25 protein-coding genes are annotated in these 24,797 nt (G+C 64.2%); 13 read left to right on the top strand and 12 right to left on the bottom strand.

The window, feature by feature from the left end:
• Positions 1 to 7: 7 nt before the first annotated feature.
• From ACK4TE_RS11310 to ACK4TE_RS11300, 3 genes are read left to right on the top strand one after another with little or no spacing between them, the layout of a single operon-like run.
• Complete coding sequence (locus tag ACK4TE_RS11310) at positions 8 to 1,339, top strand: cytochrome P450 (protein ID WP_409911622.1); 1,332 nt, start codon at positions 8 to 10, stop codon at positions 1,337 to 1,339.
• Entirely contained in the window at positions 1,336 to 2,076 is a 741-nt protein-coding gene (locus ACK4TE_RS11305; RefSeq protein ID WP_409911621.1) for an enoyl-CoA hydratase/isomerase family protein, read from the top strand. Before ACK4TE_RS11310 ends, ACK4TE_RS11305 begins: the two co-directional genes overlap by 4 nt.
• A 20-nt stretch (positions 2,077 to 2,096) precedes the next feature.
• A complete protein-coding gene (locus ACK4TE_RS11300; protein WP_409911620.1) occupies positions 2,097 to 3,167 on the top strand; it encodes a DUF2855 family protein in 1,071 nt (356 codons plus the stop codon).
• Between the two features lie 7 nt (positions 3,168 to 3,174).
• Here the strand turns inward: ACK4TE_RS11300 and ACK4TE_RS11295 are convergent, their stop codons facing one another.
• From ACK4TE_RS11295 to ACK4TE_RS11265, 7 genes are all read right to left on the bottom strand, one after another.
• On the bottom strand, positions 3,175 to 4,011 hold the full coding sequence (locus tag ACK4TE_RS11295; RefSeq protein ID WP_409911619.1) for an OmpA family protein: 837 nt from the start codon (positions 4,009 to 4,011) through the stop codon (positions 3,175 to 3,177).
• 115 nt (positions 4,012 to 4,126) lie between these two features.
• Positions 4,127 to 5,404, bottom strand: coding sequence for an amidohydrolase family protein (locus ACK4TE_RS11290; protein WP_409911618.1), 1,278 nt, complete (start codon positions 5,402 to 5,404; stop codon positions 4,127 to 4,129).
• A gap of 64 nt (positions 5,405 to 5,468) precedes the next feature.
• A complete protein-coding gene (locus tag ACK4TE_RS11285; RefSeq protein ID WP_409911617.1) occupies positions 5,469 to 6,380 on the bottom strand; it encodes a crotonase/enoyl-CoA hydratase family protein in 912 nt (303 codons plus the stop codon).
• Positions 6,381 to 6,452: 72 nt separating this feature from the next.
• A complete protein-coding gene (locus tag ACK4TE_RS11280; protein ID WP_409911616.1) occupies positions 6,453 to 6,902 on the bottom strand; it encodes a host attachment protein in 450 nt (149 codons plus the stop codon).
• A gap of 102 nt (positions 6,903 to 7,004) precedes the next feature.
• Entirely contained in the window at positions 7,005 to 7,913 is a 909-nt protein-coding gene (locus ACK4TE_RS11275) for a hypothetical protein (protein ID WP_409911615.1), read from the bottom strand.
• Positions 7,914 to 7,957: 44 nt separating this feature from the next.
• Positions 7,958 to 9,190: an MFS transporter gene (locus tag ACK4TE_RS11270; RefSeq protein ID WP_409911614.1), complete on the bottom strand. Its 1,233-nt coding sequence runs from the start codon at positions 9,188 to 9,190 to the stop codon at positions 7,958 to 7,960.
• Positions 9,187 to 10,275, bottom strand: a complete 1,089-nt coding sequence (locus ACK4TE_RS11265; protein ID WP_409911613.1) for a phosphotransferase family protein — start codon at positions 10,273 to 10,275, stop codon at positions 9,187 to 9,189. Before ACK4TE_RS11265 ends, ACK4TE_RS11270 begins: the two co-directional genes overlap by 4 nt.
• Before the next feature lie 114 nt (positions 10,276 to 10,389).
• On the opposite strand from ACK4TE_RS11265, the gene ACK4TE_RS11260 reads away from it, so the two are divergent.
• Entirely contained in the window at positions 10,390 to 10,968 is a 579-nt protein-coding gene (locus tag ACK4TE_RS11260; RefSeq protein WP_409911612.1) for a murein L,D-transpeptidase catalytic domain-containing protein, read from the top strand.
• 43 nt (positions 10,969 to 11,011) lie between these two features.
• Positions 11,012 to 11,257, top strand: coding sequence for a DUF3297 family protein (locus tag ACK4TE_RS11255; RefSeq protein WP_409911611.1), 246 nt, complete (start codon positions 11,012 to 11,014; stop codon positions 11,255 to 11,257).
• Here the strand turns inward: ACK4TE_RS11255 and ACK4TE_RS11250 are convergent.
• Positions 11,238 to 11,909 carry a TetR/AcrR family transcriptional regulator gene (locus ACK4TE_RS11250; protein WP_409911610.1) on the bottom strand — a complete coding sequence of 224 codons (672 nt, stop codon included), beginning with the start codon at positions 11,907 to 11,909 and terminating at the stop codon, positions 11,238 to 11,240. The two genes, ACK4TE_RS11255 and ACK4TE_RS11250, sit on opposite strands and share 20 nt — an antisense overlap.
• A gap of 159 nt (positions 11,910 to 12,068) precedes the next feature.
• Here ACK4TE_RS11250 and ACK4TE_RS11245 point away from each other — a divergent pair, with 159 nt between their 5' ends.
• The 3 genes from ACK4TE_RS11245 to ACK4TE_RS11235 are packed head-to-tail and all read left to right on the top strand — an operon-like array spanning position 12,069 to position 14,458.
• Positions 12,069 to 12,599, top strand: a complete 531-nt coding sequence (locus tag ACK4TE_RS11245) for a cupin domain-containing protein (RefSeq protein ID WP_409911609.1) — start codon at positions 12,069 to 12,071, stop codon at positions 12,597 to 12,599.
• Positions 12,599 to 13,387, top strand: coding sequence for an SDR family NAD(P)-dependent oxidoreductase (locus ACK4TE_RS11240; RefSeq protein ID WP_409911608.1), 789 nt, complete (start codon positions 12,599 to 12,601; stop codon positions 13,385 to 13,387). The genes ACK4TE_RS11245 and ACK4TE_RS11240 overlap by 1 nt, the downstream gene beginning before the upstream one ends.
• Before the next feature lie 18 nt (positions 13,388 to 13,405).
• Complete coding sequence (locus ACK4TE_RS11235; RefSeq protein ID WP_409911607.1) at positions 13,406 to 14,458, top strand: zinc-binding dehydrogenase; 1,053 nt, start codon at positions 13,406 to 13,408, stop codon at positions 14,456 to 14,458.
• Here ACK4TE_RS11235 and purD read toward each other — a convergent pair.
• Complete coding sequence (gene purD, locus ACK4TE_RS11230) at positions 14,455 to 15,747, bottom strand: phosphoribosylamine--glycine ligase (RefSeq protein WP_409911606.1); 1,293 nt, start codon at positions 15,745 to 15,747, stop codon at positions 14,455 to 14,457. The genes ACK4TE_RS11235 and purD overlap by 4 nt on opposite strands.
• A 42-nt stretch (positions 15,748 to 15,789) precedes the next feature.
• On the opposite strand from purD, the gene xseA reads away from it, so the two are divergent.
• The 4 genes from xseA to ACK4TE_RS11210 all read left to right on the top strand — a co-directional run bounded on the left by xseA (position 15,790) and on the right by ACK4TE_RS11210 (position 20,697).
• Positions 15,790 to 17,178, top strand: coding sequence for an exodeoxyribonuclease VII large subunit (gene xseA / locus ACK4TE_RS11225; RefSeq protein ID WP_409911605.1), 1,389 nt, complete (start codon positions 15,790 to 15,792; stop codon positions 17,176 to 17,178).
• 4 nt (positions 17,179 to 17,182) lie between these two features.
• Entirely contained in the window at positions 17,183 to 17,785 is a 603-nt protein-coding gene (locus ACK4TE_RS11220; protein WP_409911604.1) for an FMN-binding negative transcriptional regulator, read from the top strand.
• Positions 17,786 to 17,832: 47 nt separating this feature from the next.
• A complete protein-coding gene (locus ACK4TE_RS11215; protein ID WP_409911603.1) occupies positions 17,833 to 19,239 on the top strand; it encodes an FAD-binding oxidoreductase in 1,407 nt (468 codons plus the stop codon).
• Between the two features lie 84 nt (positions 19,240 to 19,323).
• Entirely contained in the window at positions 19,324 to 20,697 is a 1,374-nt protein-coding gene (locus ACK4TE_RS11210; protein ID WP_409911602.1) for an endonuclease/exonuclease/phosphatase family protein, read from the top strand.
• On the opposite strand, the gene ACK4TE_RS11205 is transcribed toward ACK4TE_RS11210, so the two are convergent.
• Together ACK4TE_RS11205 and mutL are read right to left on the bottom strand one after the other, a co-directional pair.
• On the bottom strand, positions 20,681 to 21,355 hold the full coding sequence (locus ACK4TE_RS11205; RefSeq protein WP_409911601.1) for an HAD family hydrolase: 675 nt from the start codon (positions 21,353 to 21,355) through the stop codon (positions 20,681 to 20,683). The two genes, ACK4TE_RS11210 and ACK4TE_RS11205, sit on opposite strands and share 17 nt — an antisense overlap.
• A 2-nt stretch (positions 21,356 to 21,357) precedes the next feature.
• Positions 21,358 to 23,214 carry a DNA mismatch repair endonuclease MutL gene (gene mutL / locus ACK4TE_RS11200; protein WP_409911600.1) on the bottom strand — a complete coding sequence of 619 codons (1,857 nt, stop codon included), beginning with the start codon at positions 23,212 to 23,214 and terminating at the stop codon, positions 21,358 to 21,360.
• Between the two features lie 177 nt (positions 23,215 to 23,391).
• On the opposite strand from mutL, the gene ACK4TE_RS11195 reads away from it, so the two are divergent.
• Positions 23,392 to 23,928 carry a c-type cytochrome gene (locus ACK4TE_RS11195; protein ID WP_409911599.1) on the top strand — a complete coding sequence of 179 codons (537 nt, stop codon included), beginning with the start codon at positions 23,392 to 23,394 and terminating at the stop codon, positions 23,926 to 23,928.
• A 3-nt stretch (positions 23,929 to 23,931) separates the two neighbouring features.
• Here the strand turns inward: ACK4TE_RS11195 and ACK4TE_RS11190 are convergent, their stop codons facing one another.
• Positions 23,932 to 24,621, bottom strand: coding sequence for a hypothetical protein (locus tag ACK4TE_RS11190; protein ID WP_409911598.1), 690 nt, complete (start codon positions 24,619 to 24,621; stop codon positions 23,932 to 23,934).
• Between the last annotated feature and the right edge of the window lie 176 nt (positions 24,622 to 24,797).

Below are 24,797 nucleotides of genomic sequence, written 5' to 3'. Positions count from 1 at the left end.
AAACGCCATGAGCTTCCAGAACGTCACCGAGACCTATCAGGTCGAGCGCGCGCCGACCGAGCCGAAATATGCCAAGGCCTATGCGCTGGCACCGCCCGTGGACCTGACCGATCCGGAAGTGTTTTCGAAACGCGGCGGATATACGCACGACGCTTTCGCCGAGATGCGCGAGAAGGCGCCGGTGATGTGGCATCCGGAAATCATGGGCGCGGGCTTCTGGGCCGTGACAAGCTATGATCTCGTCAAGAAGGTGGAACTGATCCCGGAAGCCTTTTCCTCGCAGAAAGGCGGCATTCTGATGAATTATGGCATGGAGGGCGTACCACGCCATCCGCTGCTGCATTCCTCCTCGCTGAACTCCCTGATCAATCTTGACCGGCCGTATCACACGCCGCTGCGCATGGAGCATATGGCCTATTTCCGCGCCGATTTCGTGGCGGAGCTGAAGAAGAAGGTCGAGGTGGAAGTCGACCGCCTGCTCGACGCGATGCAGGCGCAGGGGCCGGTGGTGGATATGGTGGAGATGTTCTCTGCCGAGCTGCCGCTGTTCACGCTGTGCGAAATTCTCGGCGTGCCGGCCGCTGACCGGCCGAAGCTGGTGCACTGGATGCACTTCCTCGAAACCTCACAATACCAGGCCCAGCAGGAAGGCCTCGGCAATGTGACGCCCGAGCAGATCATGACCTTCATGAGCGAAATCCAGTCGATGTTCGAGTTCGGACGCTCCCTGCTCGAGGAACGCCGGAAAAATCCGCAGCCGGATCTTCTCTCCGCCATTGCCAACGTGAAGATCGACGGCAAACCGCTCTCGCCGGAATTCCTGGATGGCTCATGGCTGCTGATCGTGTTTGCCGGCAATGACACGACGCGCAATTCGCTATCGGGCACGATGCGGCTGATCACGGAGAATATGACCATCCGCGACGACCTGAAAGCGGAGCCGGACCTCTTTCCGAACTTCGTGCACGAAGCGATCCGCATGGTGACGCCGGTGACCTATATGCGCCGCACCGCGACGCATGACACCGAGCTCGGCGGCCAGCAGATCGCCGAAGGCGAGAAGGTCGTCATGTACTATCCGGCGGCGAACCGCGACCCGGCGAAGTTTCCGGAGCCGAACAAGTTCGACATCCGCCGCAGCAATGCCAAGGAACACCTCTCCTTCGGCCAGGGCCCGCATGTCTGCCTCGGTCAGCGGGTGGCCAACATGCAGCTGGAGGCCGCCTATCGCCGCATCCTTGCGCGTTTCCCAAAAGTGCGCTGGACGGGCGAACAGACGATTGCACCGAACAACTTCGTGCACGCCATCTCATCCCTGATGGTGGACCTCGGCACATGAGCGTTACGCGCGACGACCAGAATGGCCTCGCCATCCTGACGCTCAACCGGCCGGACAAGCTGAACGCGCTGACGGTGGAGATGTTCGAGGAGCTGCGCCGGCATGTGCTCGATCTGTACAAGGACGAGTCCATCGGCTGCGTCGTGCTGCGCGGAGCGGGCAAGTGCTTCTCCGCCGGGCACGACCTCGCCGACATTTCCAAGGGCGAGAAAGTGCCTTCGCGCGGCTGGCATTCGGAAACGCTGCGCTTGCTGGAACGGTTGCCGAAGCCGGTGATCGCGGCGGTGCACGGGCATTGCTATACCGGTGCACTGGAAGTGGCGCTGGCGGCGGATTTCATCCTTGCCGCCGAGAGCGCGAAATTTGCCGACACGCATGCGAAATGGGCGCTCACCCCGATCTGGGGCATGAGCCAGCGCCTGCCGCGGCGCGTGGGCATCGCCAGTGCGAAGCGGCTGATGTTCACCGCCGAAACGGTGAAGGCTGCCGACGCCCTGCGTATGGGGCTCGCGGAAATGGTTGTTCCGGATGCGGAGTTTGAGCAGGCGATCGAACAGCTCGCCGCGCAGATCCTCGCCAACTCGCCCTTCAGCCACGCGGCGAACAAGCGCCTGCTGGAAGCCACCGATGCGCGCGACATGGACAGCGGTCTGCAATGGGAAATTCTCAACAATGAGGGCGTCGGCCCTGACATGCAGGCGCGAATCGGCGCCTTCATGGGCAAACCGAAATCATAAAGGCCAAGGGGACGGCGACGATGGCAGACTTCCTGATCAAACGCGGCAACCTTCGCGACACGCACTGGGTCGATACGAAGCCTGCATCGCTGGCGCCCGGTGCGGCGCGGCTGAAGGTGGACGCCTTCGCGCTGACGGCGAACAATGTGACCTACGCCACCTTCGGCGAGGCGATGGGTTACTGGAATTTCTTTCCCTCGGCGGATGCCGCTTATGGCCGCGTGCCGGTCTGGGGCTTTGCCACGGTGACGGAGTCGAGCGCAGACGGCGTGCCGGTGGGCGCGCGTGTGTACGGATATCTTCCGATCTCGGATCATTTCGATGTGACGCCCATTAACGCCGGCAAGGCAAGCTTCATGGACGGCGCTGCACACCGCCAGGGCCTCGCGCCCATCTATAACACCTATATCTTCACAGCGGCTGATCCGTCCTATGACGCCAAGCTCGAAGCCGAGCAGATGCTGTTCCGTCCACTGTTCACGACCGGCTTCATGATCGATGACTGCCTGATGGAATCCGGCGGTCAGGTACCCGAGACGGTGGTGATCTCCAGCGCCTCATCCAAAACCGCGCTCGCCCTCGCGCATTGCCTGAAACAGCGCGGGCAGGTCGATGCTGTCGGCCTCACCTCGCCCGGCAACAAGGCCTATCTCGAAAGCCTCGGCCTCTATGCGCGCGTGCAGACCTATGCCGAAGCCGACAATCTGCATGCGCGCGGACTGACGGCCTATGTCGATTTCCTCGGCCGCCCGTCTCTCACCGCTGACATTCACACCGCGCTGCACGACCGCCTCGTGCTTAGCCTTGTGATCGGCGTCACCGACTGGGAAGGCAACCGCGCGCCCATCGCCCTGCCCGATCCGCAGCCGGAATTCTTCTTCGTGCCGACCTATGCCGCCGACCGCGCCAAGGCTTTGGGGCCGGACGTGCTGAACGTGCGCCTCGGCGCCTCGCTTGCGAGCTTCTACAAGGCGTCGTCGAAATACCTGACGCCGCAATCCGCACACGGACAAGTGGCGATCTCGGCTGCGTGGATTGATACGTTGGAGGCGAAAGTGCCGCCGTCGAAGGGACTGATCCTCAGCCTCTAGAGGCGCCTCAGCGCTGGATGACCTTGAACTCGGTGCGGCGGTTCTTCTCGTAAGCCTCGAGCGTCAGCGCCGGATCGATCGGGCGGGTTTCACCATAGCCGATCGCGAGCAGGTTTTCCTGCGGCACGCCCTTGCTGGCGAGGTAGGCGAGCACAGCGTCGGCACGCTCCTGCGAGAGGCGGAGATTGAAATCATCCGCGCCGCGCGAGTCCGTATGGCCACCGATCTCGATGACAAAACGTCCGCACAGCGTGGCGACGCCGGTGACGGCATCGAGCAGGCGGGCACTGACCGGCGAGATGCGGGCATTGCCGGATTCGAACTGGATGTTGCGGCCTTCCATCGTGCCGGCAAAGGCGCGCTGGCAGCTGTCGACCGTAATGCCGCTGTCGGAGAGCTGGATCAGGCTTTCGCCCACGCCGCGTTCCCCGCCTTCCACGGAGATACCATCGACCACCAGGATACTGCGGCCGCCGGGCGCCTGGCCGGCAATTGCCGCTTCACCAGCAGCGAAGGCGGCGGCTTTCGCCTCGGCGCTCGGCGCCGTGCCCGTCAGGGTCGCGACGCGGTCGCGCAGTTTCAGGCCCATCCAGGGAAACCCGAGCGCGGCAAAGCCGGACTGGATTTCCCGCTCGGGGCCCGTGCCGGAGGTGACCTGCAGGCTTTCGGCCGTGACGGCCAGGAACTGGCCATCCTGGAACTCGTAAAGCCCTTCGGCCAGCACAACACAGTCTTCCGAAGCCTGCGTCGCGGGCTTCACGCCGGGCGGCGGCGCGTCGCAGGCGCCGAGCCCGATCAGGGCGGCGAGAGAAACGCTGAGGGCGGCGGAGCGGAGGGTAAACATGTCTGGTCTCGCTACAGGCAGGCCAGCGGCCCGGTCGTTAACCGCCAGCCCATGCAAGGCTTAAGCCGCCCGCGCTGCGGGGTCAAAAAAACTCCGCAGCGCACCGGGCGTCTGGTTAATCCAGCGGCTTGTACACCACGCCGCCCTTCATGACGAAGTCGACGCCTTCCAGTTCCCGGATGTCCTTGAGCGGGTCCTTGGTAACGGCGATCAGGTCAGCGAACTTGCCCACTGCCAGCGTGCCGATATCGGCAGACATCTGGATATGTTCCGCCGCTACAACCGTCGCGGAGCGGACCGCCTCTTCCGGTGTGAAACCGGCTTCGACCATCAGGGCGAACTCCTGCGCATTGTCTCCGTGGCGGGAGACGCCGGTATCGGTGCCAAAGGCGATTTTTACCCCGCCCTCATGCGCGCGGCGCAGCATGTCGAGCATCAGCGGGCCGACGATGGCAGCCTTGGCGCGCGACGGCGCCGGCAGCCAGGCCTCATTGGTCCAGCCGGTCACCGTGGCCCCGGCGAGAACGGTTGGCACCAGCGTCGCGCCGCTGTCCTTGAACAAGGCAATCGACTCCGCGTCGAGATAGGTGCCATGCTCAATCGAGTCTACACCGGCACGGAGCGCGGCATCAACGCCGCTCTTGCCATGCGCATGCGCCGTCACCTTGCGGCCCATTGAGTGGGCCGCCTCGACGATGGCTTCGAGTTCGGCTTCCGAGAATTGCAGCTCCAGGCCCGCCGCTGTGTTTGACAGAACGCCGCCGGTGGCCGTGATCTTGATCAGGTCAGCGCCTTCCTTGATCTGCTGGCGCGCAGCGCGGCGGCAATCATCCGGGCCGTTGCAGATGCTGGCACCGGTGAATTTTGCCATCACGTCGGCAGACCAGCCGTTGAAGTCGCCATGCCCGCCAGTCACCGCGACCGAGCTGCCGGAGGCGCGGATGCGGGGACCCGGCACTGCGCCGCGATTGATCGCATCACGCAGACCGAAGATTGCATCATTGTCGCCGCCGACATCCTGCACCGTGGTAAAGCCGGACTTCAGCGTGGTGAGCGCGAAGCCCGCGCCGTCGAACGCCGTGTCGACGATGGAATCTTCGAAGGTCTTGATGCGGCTGTCGGGGCTGCGCTCGCGCGTGATGTGGACATGGCTGTCGATCAGGCCGGGCAGGACATAGGCGTTCTTCAGGTTGATGACCGGATAGTTTTTCGGCTTCGAATAGCCTGGTGTGATCGAGACGATACGGCCGCCCTCCACGAGAATGGTCTGCTGCCGCAGGTATCCCTCACCCGGAACAGCCAGCACATGGCCGGCCTGGATGACAGCGTCCTGAGCCTCAGCGGCGGCGCAGAGCGAAGCGGCGCCGATAAGCGCGGCGGCGAGTTTTTTCATGGTCTGGGCCCTTCCCCGGAATGTATTAGGAGACCCTAACGCGGCGCGACAGGGAATCAACGCGCTAGTCTTCGATCAGACGCCCGTCCGCATCACGTTTTTCCGGGCCGTTCACCCTGGCCCGGCCATCACCAAAGGCTGCGTCGCGGGCGCGGAGGGTCGCCTTGAGGCCCTTTTCCTGGACCGACTTGCGGAAACCGCCGGCCGCGCGCGTGTTGTGGCCGCGCACATCATTCTCAACCGCGAGACGCTGCAGCGTGCGCGCGCCCATCAGTTCCATGGCGAGATTGATGATGCGCTTGTTGGCGGAGAGAAGATCCGGATCGATCAGTGCAAGGCGCGCGGCGAGGCCGGTGACTTCGGCCTCAAGATCTGCCTCCGGCACGGCCTTCATCACCAAGCCGATCTGTTGCGCCTCACGGCCCGTGATCGTATCGCCGGTCAGCATCAGACGCTTCGCCCATTGCGGCCCGCAATGGTAGACCCAGAACTGGTTCGGCAATGCGCCAAGGTCGCGCGCGGGCGGAAAGCCGAAGGAGGCTGTCTCGGCGGCGATCACCATGTCGCTCATCAGCGCGAGATCGCAGCCGCCCGCGAGGCAGTAGCCGTGCACCTTCGAGATAACCGGCTTGTGCATGTCAAAGATCGCCATGCGCCAGCGCTGCTGGCGTTCCAGTTGCCAGGCATCGTCATCGATCGAACGGTGGCCGCGATAGGTGTTTCCAGCCTTGTCTTCGACCGCTGAGACCGGCACGTCGCCGTCCGCACCGGACAGGTCGTAGCCGGCACAGAAGGCACGGCCCGCCCCTTCGAGGATAACGCTGCGCACGTCGGCATTGTTATCCGCTTCCCATAGCGCCTCGCTCAGTTCGGACTGCATGACGTAGGACAACGCATTGAGCTTTTGCGGGCGGTTCAGCGTGATGCGGGCATGCCCGTCGCGCACGGCGTAGAGTATAGTGCTGAACCCTGACATTGCCTTGTCCTCCGGTCTTTTGCCGGACTATCCGATGCCGGATGCCCGTTGCCAACCGGGGTGGACGCGGGGTCAGTCTGCCAAAGCTTTCACAACCGCATTCGTGATCTCCGGCACTGGCAGTTTCGTCAGGTCCTTATCGATCCATGCAATCACACGACGCGCCAAATCCTCGCTCGCGGATTTGCGGAACCGGCCCAGCGCAGCGGGCGGCGCAAAGATGGCAATCTGCCGGAACAGGCCCTTGGCGGCGTCCTCCTCCAATGCCGCGACGATGCCATCGATGAAGCGGTCTTCGTTCTGGGCATGGATGTCGGCGGGCTCGTGCGCGGCGCGGCGCGAGCCGGAGGGGGTGACCGCGCGCGGCGGGCGGTCGCGGCCCTGCTCGCTGGTGCGCGGATTTTCGAGGTCCCACACCTGCCGGGCTTTCAGTTCCGGGCGCGCGGCGGTGCCGATATTGACGAGCAGGATGCCGCGCCCACCATCTGCGACCACAACCCAAGTACCCGTCTTCAGCTTCATCGTCCTTCCTCGTCCCCAGACGTTGGAGGCAAGGAATCCACAAGGGCGCAGGCGGGTCTCTAGGGAAAAACCCCTAGTGCCCGGCCGGCACACCTCCGGGCGTCATGCAAGGCGTTCCTTCGGATAGTGCGGATAGCTGGCTTTCATCACGCCGTGATTGAGCAGCATTTCGGCGACCTGTTTCGTGCCGGTCTTGTCGAAGAAGCGGGTGCGGATCCAGTAATTCTCGACGCGGCGCGATTCCGACAGCGCGACGACTTCGCGGCGGAGAACGTATTCCTCGCCGACAAAGAGCGGGCCCTCGATCATGCGGATTTCAAGATCGGCGAACAGGCCGATGGCGGGCTGTTTCACCGGGAAACGGGCGGTGCGCGAGGAATAGTTGCCAATGACGCTGACGAGTTCGAGCGGAATGACCGGGCGGCCCCAGGGCGAGGCGCTCGCGTCTGAATACATCAGATCATTCTCGGTGATGACTTTCAGCTTCTCGTTCAGCGTGAAGGGATAGAGGCCGCCCATATGTTGGTCTGCGCCCATCACGACGCGTTCTTCCGCCGCGCCGGCGAGGCCGACTTTCATGTCGGCGAGGATGACAAGATCCGTAGCCGGACGAAGCGCTTTCATGCGCGCCTCCAGAAGTGTCTCGCCATGATCCGGGCCGAGGCTGGCGCTGGCTTCGAGCACCGGCGTGCCGTCTGCCTTGAAAGCTCGGGCCATGGTGCGCGTAGCATTCGGCGCAGGCGCGTCGATTTCGGCGCGCACTTCCTCGCCTTCGAACACCATGTTGAGGAAGTGGCAGGAGAAGCAGCCGCGCTCGAACCAGTCCCGGCCCCAGACATCGGCGAGCAGCGGCACGAATTGCTGGAAGTGGGTCGGGCCTTCGATGGGTCCCGCCTTGATGCCGAGGCGTTCGGCCTCCTTGTCATCGTGCAGAGACTTGTGCCCGTCATAAGTCTGCTCCGTCAGCATGTTGACGGGTCGGCGCAGCGGGCCTTTCAGAACTTCGCTCATGATCTCTCCCTTTTTTCTAACCTTGCCACCGGATCACCTACGCGTCACGCCCCTGTCCCGCGCGGCGGACCGAAGCGCAGTGCGAATGCGGAGAGGGTGACAAGCAGCGCGGACAGGCTGGCGGTCAGCACGGCGGTGCCCGTCCATCCATAGTGATCATACACCGCTGTTGCCGCCCAGCTTGCCATGCCGCCGCCAATGAACATCAGCACGATATAGGCTGTCATAAGCCGTGTACGGACATTAGCCGGCAGGCCGAGAAAGGTCATGCGGCCGGTGATGTCAATCATCGGGCCGACAAGGTTCATCAGGATAAGCGGGATCAGCAGCAGCCAGAGGCTGTGCCCGAACAGGCCGAGCAGGCAGACGGCGACGAACTGCACCAGCGAAATCAGGAACCGCGCGCGCCGCGGCCCGGTCCGGTCTGCCCAGGCGCCGAGATAGGGTGTGGTGGCAAGGTTCAGCAGCGAGATCGCGGCGAGATAGCCGACGACATCAGCGCCATAGCCCATTGCCGGGCTGGTGAGATGCAGGCCGAGCGCGAGCCAGACCGACAGGAATATCCCGAAGCCGAGCCCTTGAATGGCGCCGGACACAAGCACTTCCGGATTACGCCGCGCGATGGGGAACACAGACAGCACGAGGGCGGGATAGTTGAACTTTTCCGCCTGCTCCTTTGGTGTGTCGCGCCCCTGCATCAGTCGCGGCAGCGCCAGCGTGACGGCCAGCATCAGTGCCGCCGCGATGCCATACACCGCGCGCCAGTCCGCATGCTCGCCGATCCATCCGGCGCCTACGCGCGCGATCAGGATACCGGCGATCACGCCGGTAGTGAGCGTCGCCGTTGCGCGCCCTAGGCTCTGCGGCGCAACGCGCTTCGAGGCATAGGCGGGCAGCAGATAAGGCGTGATGGTGGCAAATCCGAGGAAGGTGGAGCCGGCGGTGAACAGCCAGAAGCCGGGCGCCAGCGCCATCATCAGGAGGCCGATGAATTGCCCGGCGGAGAAAAGGGTTGCCAGCAGACGGTTGCTGAACCGGTCTCCCAGCGGCAACAGCACGAAGATGCCAATCGCCAGCGCAATCTGGTTCAGCGCCGGCACCAGCCCGATTCGCGAATGCGAGACGCCGAGATCGTCCGCCACCAGCGCGATGATCGGATGGATGTAATACGCATTCGCCGTCACCACGGCAGCGGCGACGGCGAGCAGGAACAGGTCGCGGTCTGTCAGCAGGCGTGGTCCGGATGCCTCATCCGGCTCGCCTGCAGGCGGGCTCACGCGGGCATGCCGGCGCGGCGGGCATACTCGTACGCGAACTTCGCAAGCGGCACGACGCGCGCCGCATTCGATTCGGCGTTCGCGCTGTTGGCTGTGCCATCGCGCACGCGGCCGATGATGCCCTGCAGGATGCCGGCGAGGCGGAAGGCGTTGTAGGAGAAGTAGAAGTCGAGTTCCGGCAGGCCCTTGCGGCCCGTATGCTGGCAATAAAGGGCGACGTATTCCTCCATCGTCGGAATGCCCCAGGCCTTCAGGTCCTTGATCGCCATGATCGATCCGCGCGCGGAATCACCAGGCGGCATCACCCAGTTCATCAGATGATAGGAAAAGTCTGCAATCGGATCACCCAGCGTGCAGAGCTCCCAGTCGAGCACCGCGATGACGCGTGGCTCGGTCGGGTGCAGGATCATGTTGTCAAGGCGGTAGTCGCCGTGAACGATGGTGGTGGTGTCACCCGGCGGGATGTTCTGCGGCAGCCATTCGATCAGCCGCTCCATCTCCGGGATGTGCATTGTCTCGGAGGCTTTATACTGCTTCGTCCAGCGATGGATCTGGCGGGCGACATAGTCGCCTTCCTTGCCATAGCCCTCGAGGCCGGCCTTGCGCCAGTCGACATTGTGCAGGTCGGCAAAGGTCTTCACCTTGGCTTCGTAGATCGCGCGGCGTTCGGCGGGCGTGGATTCCGGCAGCGTGCCGTCCCATAGGATGCGGCCTTCGACACAGTCCATGATATAGAACATCGTGCCGACGACGCTTTCATCCTTACACAGCCCATAGGGCCGTGCGACCGGATAGCCGAGCGGCCACAGCGCGTTGATGATCGTGAACTCGCGGTCCACCGCATGTGCCGACGGCAGCAGCTTGCCCGGAGGCTTGCGGCGCATGACGTATTTCTTCTTCGGCGTGATCAGCTGGTAGGTCGGGTTCGACTGGCCGCCCTTGAACTGGCGCACGACCAGCGGGCCTTCATAGCCCTCGACATTCGCCTCCATCCAGCGGGCGAGGTTTTCCTCGTTGAAGCGGTGGCTTTCGGCGACTTCCTTGGTGCCGGAATACAGGTCCTGGGCGCTTACTGCTTCTGCCATGCTACTCTCCCTCAATTCCGCCGGATTTTGTATCCTAGCATAGCGAACAGGCCGGGCAGGCCAAGACCTGCCGCGACGTAGCATCCACGGCCCCGGAGGGAGGAACGACCCCGCATGATCCGCGCTGCTGCTGCCCTGATTGCTGCCCTTCTGCTGGCCCTGCCGGTCCACGCGGCTGAACTGGACCCTGAGGGCCGCATCCGGCCGCAAATTCTCAGCGCAGCCCTCAGCGCAGCAGAAGCGCATGACGGCGCCTCCGGCAAGCTGGTGGTGGTCGACTACGGCCTGCATTCCAGCAAGGAGCGCTTGTTTGTCGTCGATCTCGAAACCGGCGCTGTCTCCGCCTATCGCACGGCCCACGGCCTCGGCTCGGACCCGGACCATGACGGCCTTCTTGACAGCTTCTCCGGCAAATCCGGCTCGCAGGCGAGCCCCGAGGGCACGTTCCGCTTCGCCGAGGAATATTACGGCAAGCATGGCCAGTCCTTCCGCCTGGACGGGCTGGACGAGACCAACCGCAATTCCCGCGCCCGCGCGATTGTCGTTCACTCCGCCTGGTATGCCGAGCCGGGCTTCCTCAAACAGCATGGCAAGCTTGGCCGGTCGAATGGCTGTATCGTGTTCTCGAAGGCAGACCTTGCGCGGTTCATCGCCGAAGTGCCGGAGGGCACGCTGATCTTCGTGGGGAAGTAATCCCCCCTTGAAACCGACTGCCCAGCCCGGCTAAACCCCCGCCATGACCGATACACTCCCCGACCGCCTCTCCATCTATCCCGACAGCCCGTATTACAATTACGAGGTGCTCGCGCGCGGCATCGGCGTGCGCTTTCGCGGCGAGGAGAAGACGAATGTCGAGGAGTATTGCGTCTCCGAAGGCTGGATCAAGGTCGCTGCCGGCAAGGCACTCGACCGCAAGGGCCGCCCCCTGCTGATGACCCTGAAGGGCCCGGTCGAGGTCTGGTTCAAGGACGAGGCGGGCTGACGCCCAGCACAGAGTCGCAGTGCACCTTGTGCATCAGCCGGATACGGTCGAGCGCCCGGTGGATGATCTCGCGGTCCTTGTCGAACATCAGTTCCATGGTCGTGCCGCGCAAGGCAAGGATCAGGATGCGGTTGTGCACAATGCACTCCCCGACCAGCTCCGGCGCAACGCCTGCCGCGCAGACGATATTCTCCGTATCCTGATCGATCTCGGCCTCGATCCGCTGCGCCACGGCCTGAAGTGCTTCGGCTAACGCAGCATCTCTGCGGGCGGCCAGGAGCAGTTCGGTGACGGCCGTTCCCGCGGGAATATTCTGCATCTCCCAGCTCGCCTCGAACACGCTGCGATAGCGTTCGGCCGGATCGGCAATCGCATTGAGCCGCTCGCGCCCGCCCTTGATCATTTCCTGCATCGCGGCTTCGCTGGTCGCCGCCATCAGGGCGAGGCGGGTCGGGAACTGGTTCAGCACCGAGCCGCGGCTGAGCCCGGAGCGGGCCATTACGGTCTCGATCGTCGTGCCGGCATAGCCAAGGTCATGCAGGCAGTCGATCGCCGCCCGGATCAGGACACGCCGCGTCTCCGCCCCCCGCTTCGTGCGGCGGCGCGGAGCCGGCAGGGTGGCTGAAGGTGTGGGGGAAGCGCGTCCAGTCATGCCTGCGAATAAAACTGCCGTCTGGCAGGGCGTCAACTGCCGGATCGACAGAAATAGTCATAATTGACTAATTTCAGATTTCGTTTAGCTTCCTTCCCAATGGCGGCGCGTGGCCGGAGCGCCTGCTGAACCACTTTACCCGGCCGTGGAGGAACAGACATGGCCGATGACGCACGTCCCCAATCCGTCTCCGGATACGAGATTTTCCGCAGTGCTGAGGCCCCCTCGCTCGACGAGACGGCGCATATGGAAGTCACCGGCATGAACCCGGAATTCCAGGCCGGCATCACCAAGGCGCTGGAGGCCGGTTTTGCGGAAGGCAATGTCGTGAAGACGCTGTTCTCCCGCCCTGGCTTCAGCCTCACCTATGCCTGGTTCAAGAGCGGCTTCCCGCTTCCTCTGCATACGCACAATGCGGACTGCCTCTACTATATCGTTGCCGGATCGCTGCATCTCGGCACGGAGGCGCTTGGCCCGGGCGATGGCTTCTTCCTCCCTGCCGACAAGGCGTATCGCTACACGCCCGGCCCGAAAGGGGTCGAAGTGCTCGAGTTCCGTACGCAGGAGGATTTCGACATCAACTTCCTCGCCAAGTCCCTGCCCGCCTGGGAAAAAATCGCCGCCGCCGTGAGCGCGCGCAAACCGGATTGGGCAAATGAAACGGCCCCGCCCAGCGCTGTGCTCGCCTGATGTCCGGCAAGCGGTTCGAAAACAAGGTCGCCGTCATCACAGGCGCGGCCTCCGGCATCGGCGCAGCGACTGCCCGCCTCCTCTGGCAGGAAGGCGCACATGTCGTGCTCGCCGACATTGGCGATGAAGGTGGCAGGAGCCTCGCCGCCAGCCTCGGGCCGTCGGCCATGGCGGTGAAGTGCGATGTCTCGAAAGCCGCTGACGTCGAAGCCCTCATCAAGGCGACCGTCGCCGCGAACGGACGCATCGATATCCTGTTCAACAATGCCGGGATCGGCAGCTTCGGCACCTCGGTCGAACTCGCCCCCGCCGATTGGGAACACATCATCGCGGTGGACCTCAACAGCGTCTACTACGCCTGCCATTATGCCATCCCCCATATGCCGAAGGGCAGCGCCATCGTGAATACCGCTTCGATCTCCGGAATGGGCGGCGATTATCGCTTCGCGGCCTATAACGCGGCCAAGGGCGCCGTGATCAACTACACCCGCGCGCTGGCGGTAGACCACGCCCGCGACGGTATCCGCGTCAACGCCCTCTGCCCCGGCCTTGTGGACACGCCGATCACGGCAGGCGTCTCACAGATGCCCGGCCTGCGCGACGAGTGGACCCGGCGCATTCCTATGGGCCGCGCTGCGCAGCCGGAGGAGATGGCCAAGGTCGTCGCCTTTCTCGCCTCGGACGATGCCTCCTACATGACGGGCGCCATCGTCGTCGCCGATGGCGGCACGACGGCGCATACGGGGCAGCCGGAAGTTGCGCAGTTCATGCTGCCACTTGGCAGCTGATCTTTCAGGATACGGATCATGCGCGCTGCCGTTCTTCAGGGCAAAACCCTCACCATCCGCAGTGTGCCGGACCCGTCACCTGCCGCTGGCCAGCTCTTGGTGCGCCCGCACTATACGGGCATCTGCGGCAGCGATCTCAGCGCGCGAAAACAGATGGCAGCGTTGGCGGACACGTTGCCGCCGGAGCACCTGCCCGCGATCATACCCGGCCACGAGTTTTCTGCAGAGATTGTCGGCATGGCGCCGGGCACAGATACCGCTCTCCGGCTCGGCGACCGCATCACCGGCCTGCCATTCACCCACACGCATGAGGGCCCGCAGACCATAGGCCTGTCGCCCGGTCATGGAGGCGGGCTGGCGGAGCTGACCTGCATCGATGCCGTGCGCAGCTTCCGCATCCCGGACAGCGTGCCCTCCGACCTCGCCGCGCTGACCGAGCCCTTGTCCGTCGGCCTCCACGCCGCCAATCTCGCCAGCCGCAACCGCGCTCCGAACGTGGTAATCGGCTGCGGCCCCGTGGGCCTTTCCGTGATTCTGGCGCTGACACTCGCCGGGCGCGGGCCGGTTCTTGCCGCGGACTTCTCACCGGAGCGGCGGGCGGCTGCCGCCGCGCTTGGCGCAGACATCCTGATCGATCCGGCGACGGAGTCCGCGTTCACGCACTGGGACAGCCTCGCCTTCACGCCGCACATGATGTCGCCGCTTCTGGATCGCGACTTCCGCGGCCTGCCGCCTGGCGCCAACATCTTCGAATGCACCGGCGTGCCCGGCATGATCGATCAGGTCATCAAGGGCGCCCCGCCGCACAGCCATATCATCGTAGCCGGCGTTTGCCCGCACGAGGAAAAGCTGACACCGCTCGACGGCATCCTCCGTGAACTGACACTCGAATTCAGCTTCGCTTATCGCCCGGAAGAATTTGCCGCCGCGCTCGCCCTGATCGAAGTGCACCCGGACAAGGCCGCCCGCCTGATCACCCGCCGCCAACCGCTTGCGAACATAGAGGCCGCCTTCGACTCCCTCACGAAGAACCCGAGCGAGATCAAGATCCTGATTGAGCCGGGCGCTTAGCCCTTGAGCGCCCGCCAACCGATATCACGCCGGCAGAAGCCTTCCGGCCAGTTGATTGCGTCAACACCGGCATAAGCGCGGTCGACCGCCTCGCGTAGCGTGTTCCCGCTCGCGGTCACGTTCAGCACGCGTCCGCCCTTGGCGACGAGTTTGCTGCCGCCGGCAATGTCCGTACCCGCATGAAATACGGTGACGCCTTCGAGTGCATTTGCGGCGTCCACGCCTTCGATGACGCTGCCCTTTTCATAGCTGCCGGGATAGCCCTTTGCGGCCATCACGACCGTTGCAGTCGGCTGGAAATCTTTCAGCTCCAGCAGGCGCTCATAATCTTTTTCATTACCTTTCAGGCCGCCCGTTGCGGCGATCAGGATGGCCGGCACGATGTCGCCCGCGAGGCCCTTCATCAGCACCTGGCATTCCGGGTCGCCGAAGCGCGCGTTGAACTCGACCACTTTCGGGCCTTCGTCCGTCACCATGACGCCGATATAGAGCACACCCTGATACGGTATCCCGTCTTTGGCCATCCCGCGCAGCATCGGCTCGGCAATCTCGCGCTTCACGCGCTCCATGATCTGTTTACTGACGACCGGCGCAGGCGCGTAGGCGCCCATGCCGCCCGTGTTCGGGCCGGTGTCGCCGTCGCCGACGCGCTTGTGGTCCTGCGCCGCCGGAAGATAGAGCGCGCCTTCGCCGTCCGTGATGACGAACACGCTCGCCTCTTCGCCGTGCATGAATTCCTCGATCACCAGCGTCGCCGAGGCGGACCCGAACTTGCCGGACAGCATCTCGTCGATTTCGGCCTCGGCCTCCGCCAGCGTTTCCGCGATCACCACGCCCTTGCCCGCAGCGAGACCGTCCGCCTTCAGCACATAGGGCGCGTTCATTTTCTTGAGGAACGCCTTCGCGGAGGCCGCCTCGGTGAACTCGCCATATGTCGCCGTCGGCACACCGTATTTCACCATCCGCGCCTTCGAAAAGGCTTTCGAGGCTTCCAGCTTCGCCGCTTCTCTCGAAGGGCCGAACACATCAAAGCCGCGCGCGCGCAGGATGTCCGACAGGCCGAGCGCGAGCGGCGCCTCCGGCCCGATCACGATCAGGTCCGGCTCGATCTGGAGGGCGAGCTTCACCAGCCCGTCAATATCGTCCACCGCCACATCGAAGCACGGGCCCACAGCGTCCATGCCGGGGTTTCCGGGCGCCGAATGCACGACGTCCACCAGCGGCGACTGCGCCATTTTCCAGGCCAGGGCGTGTTCGCGGCCGCCCGATCCGATGAGGAGTATGTTCATGGGCGGCTTGATGCGCTGGCCCGCGCATGGGATCAAGCCCTCATGAGCGACTCGCCTGCCTCCAATGATTCTGCCCTGTCCGTCTCGGAACTCGCGTCCAGCCTGAAGCGGATGATCGAGACAAGCTATGACCATGTCGTCGTGCGCGGCGAACTGGGGCGGGTGACGATTGCCAAGTCCGGCCACATGTATGCCGACCTGAAGGACGACAAGGCCGTGCTCAACACGGTGATGTGGAAAGGCCAGGTGGACCGGCTGCCCTTCCGCCCCGAAGAAGGCCTCGAGGTGATCGCGACCGGCCGGCTTTCCACTTATGAAGGCCGCTCCGCCTATCAGATGATCGCCGCCACCATGCGTCCTGCCGGCGCCGGCGCACTGATGCAGCTCCTGGAGGAGCGCAAGAAGAAACTCGCCGCCGAAGGCCTGTTCGATCCGAAGCACAAGAAGAAGCTGCCTTATCTTCCGCGCACCATCGGCGTCGTCACCTCGCCCACCGGCGCCGTGATCCGCGACATTCTCCACCGCATCCGCGAGCGGTTTCCGGTGCGCGTGATCGTCTGGCCCGCCCTTGTGCAGGGCGAACAGGCCGCCGCGCAGGTGACCGCCGGCATCCGCGGCTTCAACGCGATGACCGGACCGGACCGGCCGGACGTGCTGATCGTCGCACGCGGCGGCGGATCGATCGAAGATCTCTGGCCGTTCAATGAAGAGATCGTCGTGCGCGCCGCCTTCGAGAGCGAGATCCCGCTGATCTCCGCCGTGGGCCACGAAACCGACACGACGCTGATCGACTATGTGTCTGACCGGCGCGCGCCGACGCCGACAGGCGCAGCCGAGATGGCCGTCCCGGTACGGACGGAACTGCTCCTCGGCGTTGAGGAAAACGGTCAGCGCCTGAAGCGCGCCCTGACGCGCACATTGGCCCGCGCGTCCGACAAACTCTCCGCGGCGCGCCTTCCCCGACCGGAAAACCTCTTGCAGCCCGCCCGCCAGCGGCTGGACTTTGCGGCGGCAAACCTGCCCAGGGCAGCACTTGCGCTGACGCAGAAGGCGCGCGTGAAACTGTCGCGCCTGCAGCTCTCGCCGGCGCTGCTGAAATCGGAAATCCGCCAAGGCCGCCAGCGCCTGCGCGATATCGCCGTGCGCGCGCGGCCGGCCCTGGACCGGCTGATCAACCGGCAGAAAACTGCGCTTGATGCGCAAGGCAAGCTGCTCGAAACCTTGTCTTATCAGGCAACACTGAAACGCGGCTATTCAATCGTGCGCAGCCCGGAAGGCAAGCTGATCCGCTCTGCGGAAACAGCTGCGGCTGCGGAAGAGTTTCGTATCAGCTTTGCCGATGGCGATGTGATCGCCGTCCCTGCAGGCAGCGGCGGGCCACCCCGGAATAAATCTGCGCCGCGCAAGGGCGAACAGGGAAACCTGTTCTGAGCCCATGCACCCCGCCCCGCTGTTCCGCGAGACTGATACCGATACGCTGCTCGCCCGCATCTGTGATTATCCGCTAGGACTGATCGTCGTGAACGGCGAAACGGCGCCGCTCGCGGCGCACTCGCCCGTTCTGGCGGCGCGCGGCGAGGATGGCGGCGTGCGCCTGCGCTTTCATCTGTCTGCGAACAATCCGGTGACGAAGCGGCTGGAAGCCGGCGCTGCCGCGCTGATCGTCTTCACCGGTCCCGAGGCTTACATATCGCCGGACTGGTATGGCGAGGTGCCGGATCAGGTGCCGACCTGGAACTACCTTTCCGTCGAGGCGGAGGGAATGCCGGTGCCGGCAGATGCAATCGCCTTCCTCGATGATGTCTCTGCGGAGTTCGAATCGCGCCTGTTGCCAAAGCCGCCCTGGACCCGCGCCAAGATGGCGCCCGCCGCGTTCGACCGCATGGTACGCGCCATCCGCGCGTTCGAGATGGCGCCCTCACGCTTTGAAGGCATCACCAAGCTCGGCCAGAACAAGACGCCGGAAATGCGCGCGGGCGTGGTTGCGGCGTTGGGTGAGCATCCGATCAGCGCGGCGATGGGGAAGTTGCCATCCTGACATTTTGGCCTCTCGTCATCTGCCCGGCGGCGGCTTAAACTCCCGGCATGACCCTACCTGCCGCCTTCCTCTCCGCCGCCAAGGACCTGCTCGGGCCGAAGGGTTGGACCGACGATCCGGAGAAGCGGCTCGCTGTCTCGACACCCTGGCGCGGAACCTTTCAGGGCGAGACGCCGTTCATCGCCCGGCCGGCTTCGACGCAGGAAGCGGCCGCGCTGGTGAAACTCTGCGCTGAGCACCGCGTCGCAATCACGCCGCAGGGCGGCAATACCGGCCTCGTTGATGGCGGCACGCCGCATGGCGAAATCTGTGTGTCGATGACGCGGATGAGCGCCGTGCGCGAGGTCGACCCGTTCAACAATTCGATGACGATCGAAGCCGGCGCCACGCTTGTCGCGGCGCAGGAGACAGCGGAGAAGTCGAACCGGCTGTTTCCACTCGCGCTCGGCTCGCAGGGAACGGCGACGCTCGGCGGTCTCATTTCCACGAATGCCGGCGGCGTCGCCGTTTTGCGATACGGCATGATGCGCGACCTGATCCTCGGCCTCGAAGTCGTGCTGCCCTCCGGCGATATCTGGGACGGGCTGTCGGGCCTGCGCAAGAACAATACCGGCTATGACCTGAAACACCTGTTCGCCGGCGCGGAAGGCACGCTGGGCCTGATCACGGCGGCAACGTTCAAGCTGTTCCCGAAAGTGCAGCGCGCCTGTGGCTGGGTCGTCGTGGCGACGGCGGAGGATGTGGTGAAGCTGCTGGCGCTGGTGCGCGACCATGCGGGAGATTCGGTCACGAGTTTCGAGATCATTCCGACGAACGCCGTGGCGATGGTCGTCGCCGATGTTCCGGGTACGCGCGATCCGCTTCCCGCCAATGCCGCGTGGCGCGTGCTGATCGAAATCTCCCAGCCGAAAGCGGAGCAGGCTGAAGCACTGCTGACCGAAGCCCTCGAAGCGGGCGCCGAAGCTGGCCTCGTTCAGGATGCCGCGATTGCGGCGAGCGAGACGCAGGCGAAGTCCTTCTGGCATATCCGCGAGACGATTCCCCTATCCAAGCGCGCCTATGGCACGGCGCTGAACCAGGACATCTCCGTTCCGGTGAGCCGAATTCCGGCCTTCATAGAGGCGTGCAATGCGAATGTGCGGAAAATTGTTCCGCCTGCGGACTTCGTGATCTTCGGCCATGTCGGCGACGGCAACCTGCACTATTCCGTGGTCGAGCCTGCGGGCGCGGCAGCGCCGGTTCTGAAGGAACACGAAGCGGCCGTGACGCGCGCGGTGTTCGACACAGTGATGCACTTCGGCGGTTCGATCTCCGCCGAGCACGGCGTCGGCCGGCTGAAGCGCGACGAACTCGCCCGCCTGCGCCCGCACGCCGCCACTGAAGCGATGCGCGCCATCAAGCGGGCGCTTGACCCCCTGAACATCATGAATCCGGGCCGGGTAGTCAGCATCTAAGAACTGATTTCCCATAAAATTAACCCCCCGCTAACCAAACTTTCCGAAACGCTAATCCATCGCAGAAAGTGAGGGAACGCGCGCATGGTCTGGTACACCGACCTCCGGAATCCGAAATTGTTCACGGCCGCCGAGCGCGACTGGACTTCCCGCCGCCTGCTGGACCTTCGCGCGCAGATCGCCTCGCCTGCCCCGCGCGGTATCCCGCGCCGCACGAAGGATGCGAGCCTGATCATCGGCACCTGGAACATCCGCGACTTCGACAACAACAAGTTCCGCCACGGCCCGCGCCGGCAGGAGAGCCTGCACTATATCGCGGAAATCCTCTCCTGCTTTGATGTCTGTGCGCTGCAGGAAGTGAACGAGGACCTGAAGCCGCTGAAGGATGTCATCCGCCTGATGGGGCCCGGCTGGGATTTCATAGCGACGGATGTGACGACCGGGCCTTCGGGCAACCGCGAGCGGATGACATTTGTGTATGACAGCCGGAAAGTCCGTTTCCGGAACATTGCCGGCGAGATCGTACTGCCGAAGCATGCGCTGCTTCCGGGCGAGCAGCAGTTTGCGCGCACGCCTTTCCTTGTCAGCTTTCAGGCAGGCTGGTTCAAGTTTTCACTCTGCACCGTGCACATCTATTTCGGCGAGGCCTCGAAAGGCTCAGACGGCTACCAGCGCCGTGTGCAGGAGATCGACTATCTCGCCCGCGAGATGGCGGGCCGGGCCGACCGGGAAGATGAGAACTACATCCTGCTAGGCGATTTCAACATCAAGAACCCTATCGACGAAACGATGCAGGCGCTGACCAAGGCCGGCTTCCAGCTGCCGCCGGACCTCTATCCGTCAAACCTTCTGGGTACGCACTATTACGACCAGATTGCGTTCCGCACCCGGAAGGATGAACTCACTTTCCTCTCGGCCGGCGCGTTCAACTGGGCGGAAACCCTGTTCCGTCCGGAACACTACGATCATTACGCGCCCGTTCTTCCGGAACGCCACCGCGACCTTGGCGAAGACGGAGCGCCGAAGGACAAGGCAAAGGACAAGGACTATTATTCCAAGCGCTGGCTTACCTGGCAGATGTCAGATCACCTGCCGCTCTGGGTTGAGCTCGCCATCGACTTCTCGGATGCACACCTGCTCGGCAACCTCGATCCCGAGTTCGAGACCGCCGGCGCTCCCGCGCAGATCGAAAGCCTTTCGGAAGATGCCCAGGCAGCGGGTCTTGAGCCCCCGGTTGTGCCTGCCCCTGCAAAGGCAAGGCTCAAGGGCCGCCGAGCGCCGAAGATCGCCCCGCCGGAGAAGAAGGGCACGCTCGCCCCGGCCCCAAGGATGACCTTCCGGGAAGGCTGGCGCATCTTCTGGTGGGTGGCCGGCGGCGGGATGGACCGTATGCGGAAGATGCGCGACGACAAGACAAAGACCGAGAAGCCGAAGCAGGCGCCTAAAGCGAAGACCTGATCGTTCCGGCGATCTCGGGATGCGAACTGAAAACACGGTGCGCGCCTGCTGCCCTCAGTCGCCCGCCAAGACCCGCGTCTACATGGCCACCGCCTGTGAAACCCCATGCCGTCATCCCGGCAGCAAGCGCCGCTCTTATGCCGTTGACGCTGTCTTCGATGACGACGCAACGCTCCGGCTGAACGCCGATCTCCCGCGCGGTGTGTAGGAACAGGTCGGGCGCGGGCTTTCCATTGCGGACGAGATCCGAGGAATAGATGTGCGGCGCAAATGTATCATGCAGGCCGGTGATTGACAGTTTACGGACAAGCTTGTCGGCTTCTGATGAAGAGGCGACCGCCTGCGGACCGGCGAAAGCAGCCGCCACATCGTGCACGCCGTGAATAGCCGTCAGCTCCGCTTCAAACTTCTGCCAGATAGTCTTCTGAAGCAATTCCGGGAAATCATCCGGCAACGGACGGCCATTGGCGACAGCATCCGCGCGGAGCGCTGCATAGAAATCCCGATTATGCAGCCCTACAAAACGCGAAACGAATGTTTCAAAGTCATAGTTGAGACCCCAGCCTGCAAGAAGCTGACGCTCAACCTTGATTCCAATCGCTTCGGAATCAACGAGCACACCATCGCAATCAAAGATCAGCGCTTCAAACTCAGACAAGATCAACGCCGCCCGAAGAGTTTCTCGATGTCTGCAAGTTTCAGCTCGACATAGGTGGGCCGGCCGTGATTGCACTGGCCGGAATGCGGCGTGGCTTCCATCTGGCGCAGCAGGGCGTTCATTTCCTCGCCCGTGAGGCGCCGCCCGGCGCGCACGGAGGAACGGCAGGCCATGTTGCCCATCACCTCCTCGAACTTTTCCTTGAGCGAGAGCCCGGCTTCATATTCAGCGAAATCGTCGGCAAGGTCGCGGATGAGACCGGCGGCATCCATCTCGCCGAACAGGGCAGGCGTTGCGCGCACGCAGACGGCGCCTGAACCGAAGGCTTCGATCTCGAGGCCTAGCGCATCCAGCTCCGCAGAGCGTTCGAGCACGCGCGCGGCTTCGTCTTCGGCGAGTTCGACAATATCCGGGATCAGCAGCGCCTGGCGCCGCACGCCGCCGTCTTCCATCTGGCGCTTCATTGCTTCGTAGACGAGACGCTCATGCGCCGCATGCTGATCGACAATGACGATACCGTCCGCCGTCTGAGCAATGATATACGTCTCGTGCACCTGCGCCCGCACGGCGCCGAGGGGGTAATCTTCAAAAGGGCGCGCGGGCTGCGCAGTGAAGGGATCGTGCATGCGCGCTGCCGGCGCCGTGTCCGGGACGATTCCCGGCGCAGGTGCCTCGGCGACATGGTAGCCGCGGGGCGGCATGGCCGGTCGAAGTGAAGCCGCTTGCGGCGCCTGCCACAATAGGCCGACCGGTTGCGCCTCTTCAGGCCGTGCCCGGCCGAGCGCGAAGCCCGCGACCGTGGTAGACGCGCGGTGCCCCGCACCCGCGAGCGCGTGCCGCAGCGCGCCGATCATCAGGCCGCGCACACTGGCAGCGTCCCGGAAGCGCACCTCGGTCTTGGCCGGGTGAACGTTCACGTCTACAAGCTCGGGATCGAGATCCACGAACAAGGCGAGCATCGGGTGGCGGTCCCGCGCCAGGAAATCCTGATAGGCGGCGCGCACCACGCCGGTCAGCATCCGGTCCTTCACGGGCCGTCCGTTCACGAACAGGTATTGCATCTGCGCATTGCCGCGATTGAGCGTCGGCAGACCCGCAAAGCCGGAAAGCCGCACACTATCGCGCACCGCTTCGATGGGGATGGCATTGTTGCTGAATTCCCGCCCCATGATCGCGCCGAGGCGCGCAAGCCGGCCGGCCTCGCCTGCCGCTTCTGCGCCATAGCGCAGTGAGGTGCGCCCATTGTTCTCGAGCGTGAAGGCCACTTCCGGGTTCGCCATCGCGAGGCGTTTGACCACATCGGCCACAGCCAGGGCTTCCGCGCGTTCGCCGCGCATGAATTTCAGGCGCGCAGGCGTCGCATGAAAAAGATCGTCAACATCGATCCGCGTGCCGGTGAGGCCGCGCCCGGTGAAGGCGGCAGGCTTCGGCCCGTCAACCCTGCCGGCATCGGAGCTGATTTCCGCCGCGGCTTCGCCGGCCGCGCGGCTGGTGATGCGCATGCGGCTGACCGACGCGATCGATGGCAAGGCTTCGCCGCGAAATCCCATCGTGTGAATATTGAGCAGATCGACCCGGCCCTCCGCGTCGGGCGCGAGCTTGGACGTGGCATGCCGCTCCAGCGCGATCAAAAGATCATCCGCGCTCAGGCCGCAGCCATCATCCTCGATGGTGATGCGCTTGAGGCCGCCTTCCTCGATGGCAACCGCGATGCTTCGCGCACCGGCATCGAGCGCGTTCTCAACCAGTTCCTTCACCGCCGCCGCCGGGCGCTCCACGACTTCGCCGGCCGCGATGCGGTTCACCACATCGGCGGGCAGCTTGCGGATCAACGGACGGGGACGTACAGAATCAGCCATGAGGCAGGTAATGTAGTCAGGCTGTAAGCGGATGTCGCCCACCGCGCCCATCTTGGCGGATCACAATCGCCTACGAGGCATTACGGACGCGGCAGCGCGCCGCGTGGGCGGGCGGTTGAGTTTTCCGGCGAGCGGCGCGAGAGTGCAGTGATACAGACAGATCAGGACGTTGAAAACATGCGCCTTTCCGCCGGAGCCAGCCTCGCCGCCCTTGCCAGCCTTGCCCTCGCTGCCTGTGGCGGGGCAAGCGAACCTGCTGCGGCCCCGGCTGGCGCGCCGGTGGCGGAAGTTGCGGCGCCGGAGACCGCGGCGATTCCGGCTGCGGCGCCTGCTGCGGCGGAGCCGAGCCTTGAGTTCGCGCACCTGCCCGAGCCTTACCGGTCTGCGAGCTATGCGGCCGGCGTGCGGACCTGGAAACTCTGCCAGTCCTGCCACCTGACGAAGGAAGGCGCGGGCAATCTGGTCGGCCCGAACCTGCATGGCGTGTTCGGCCGGCAGGTCGCCTCTGCGCCGGGCTTTGACTATTCGCCGGCGCTGAAAGTCGAGACATTCACCTGGACGCCGGAGCAACTGGATCACTGGCTGCAGAATCCATCAACTTTCGTGCGCGGCAACCGGATGAGCTTTGCCGGCGTACGCAAGGAAGGCGACCGGACGGCGGTGATCGCCTACCTGATGGCCGAGACCGGATATGAAGCTCCGCCTGCGGAATAAATCCTAGCGGCGCATCACGACGGCGATCAGCACGGCGGTTTCTTCGAAAGCGCCGCCGATCTCTTCCCGGTAGCCGAGCGAGACATCAGCCGGGCCCCAATGGACGCCGATCTGGCTTTCGGTTTTGACAGAGCGGGCGCTGATATTGCCCTCCTCAAACCAGATCTGCTGGGTGAGGAAGATATGCTCGGTCAGGTCTGATCCATAGCCGAATTCGGCGCGCCAGCGTTCGCAGCCCTGCTCCTGGCGGATGAAGGCAACATCGCCGAAGGCATAGAACGCGCGGCCCTTGCGCTCGCCCGAATAACCGAGGCCGGTGCGCATTTCGGCGCCGAACCCGTCGCAGCTCGTGAAGCCTGTGGAGGTGCTGCCATCGAGGACCGCGGCTTCTGCGCCGAGGGTCCAGTTGCCGCGCTGCAGGAGCTGGCGGCGCAGGGACAGGCGCAGCATGTCGCGGTCGAAGGCGTCGAAGCCCTGATAGGTGACCGCCTCGGATTTTGCCGTCAGCGTGAGGTTTCCGGTTAGTCCGTACTCGGCATAAAGATCGGCGCGCCAGCCCTCGGCGCTGTTGAGCGTGTCGCGGGCAACGAGTGCGCGGCCATACCAACTGCCGTCCGCCTGCGTCCACGGCGCGGCCTCCGCCGTGGCGGCAAGGCTCGCTGCCGTGAGAATGAGTGTGACCTGCCCCCGCATGCGGATTTCTTAAGGTAGAAATTCCCTGTGGAAAAGATGGATTCTGGTTGCGCGTAGCACTTTTGGCCGGACGCGGGGGTGCCCGGCCGGTTTGGTTCTCTGAATTTTCGGAGCTCATCCTGAGCGAAGTCGAAGGATGGGCATGTGCCGAAGCGCTGGTGAGCCTGCCCATCTTT

Origin of the sequence: Hyphomonas sp. (assembly GCF_046313975.1) — a bacterium.
Lineage (GTDB): Bacteria > Pseudomonadota > Alphaproteobacteria > Caulobacterales > Hyphomonadaceae > Hyphomonas.
Note: the sequence above shows the minus strand (reverse complement) of the source record. Positions and strands in the feature narration are given on the sequence as shown.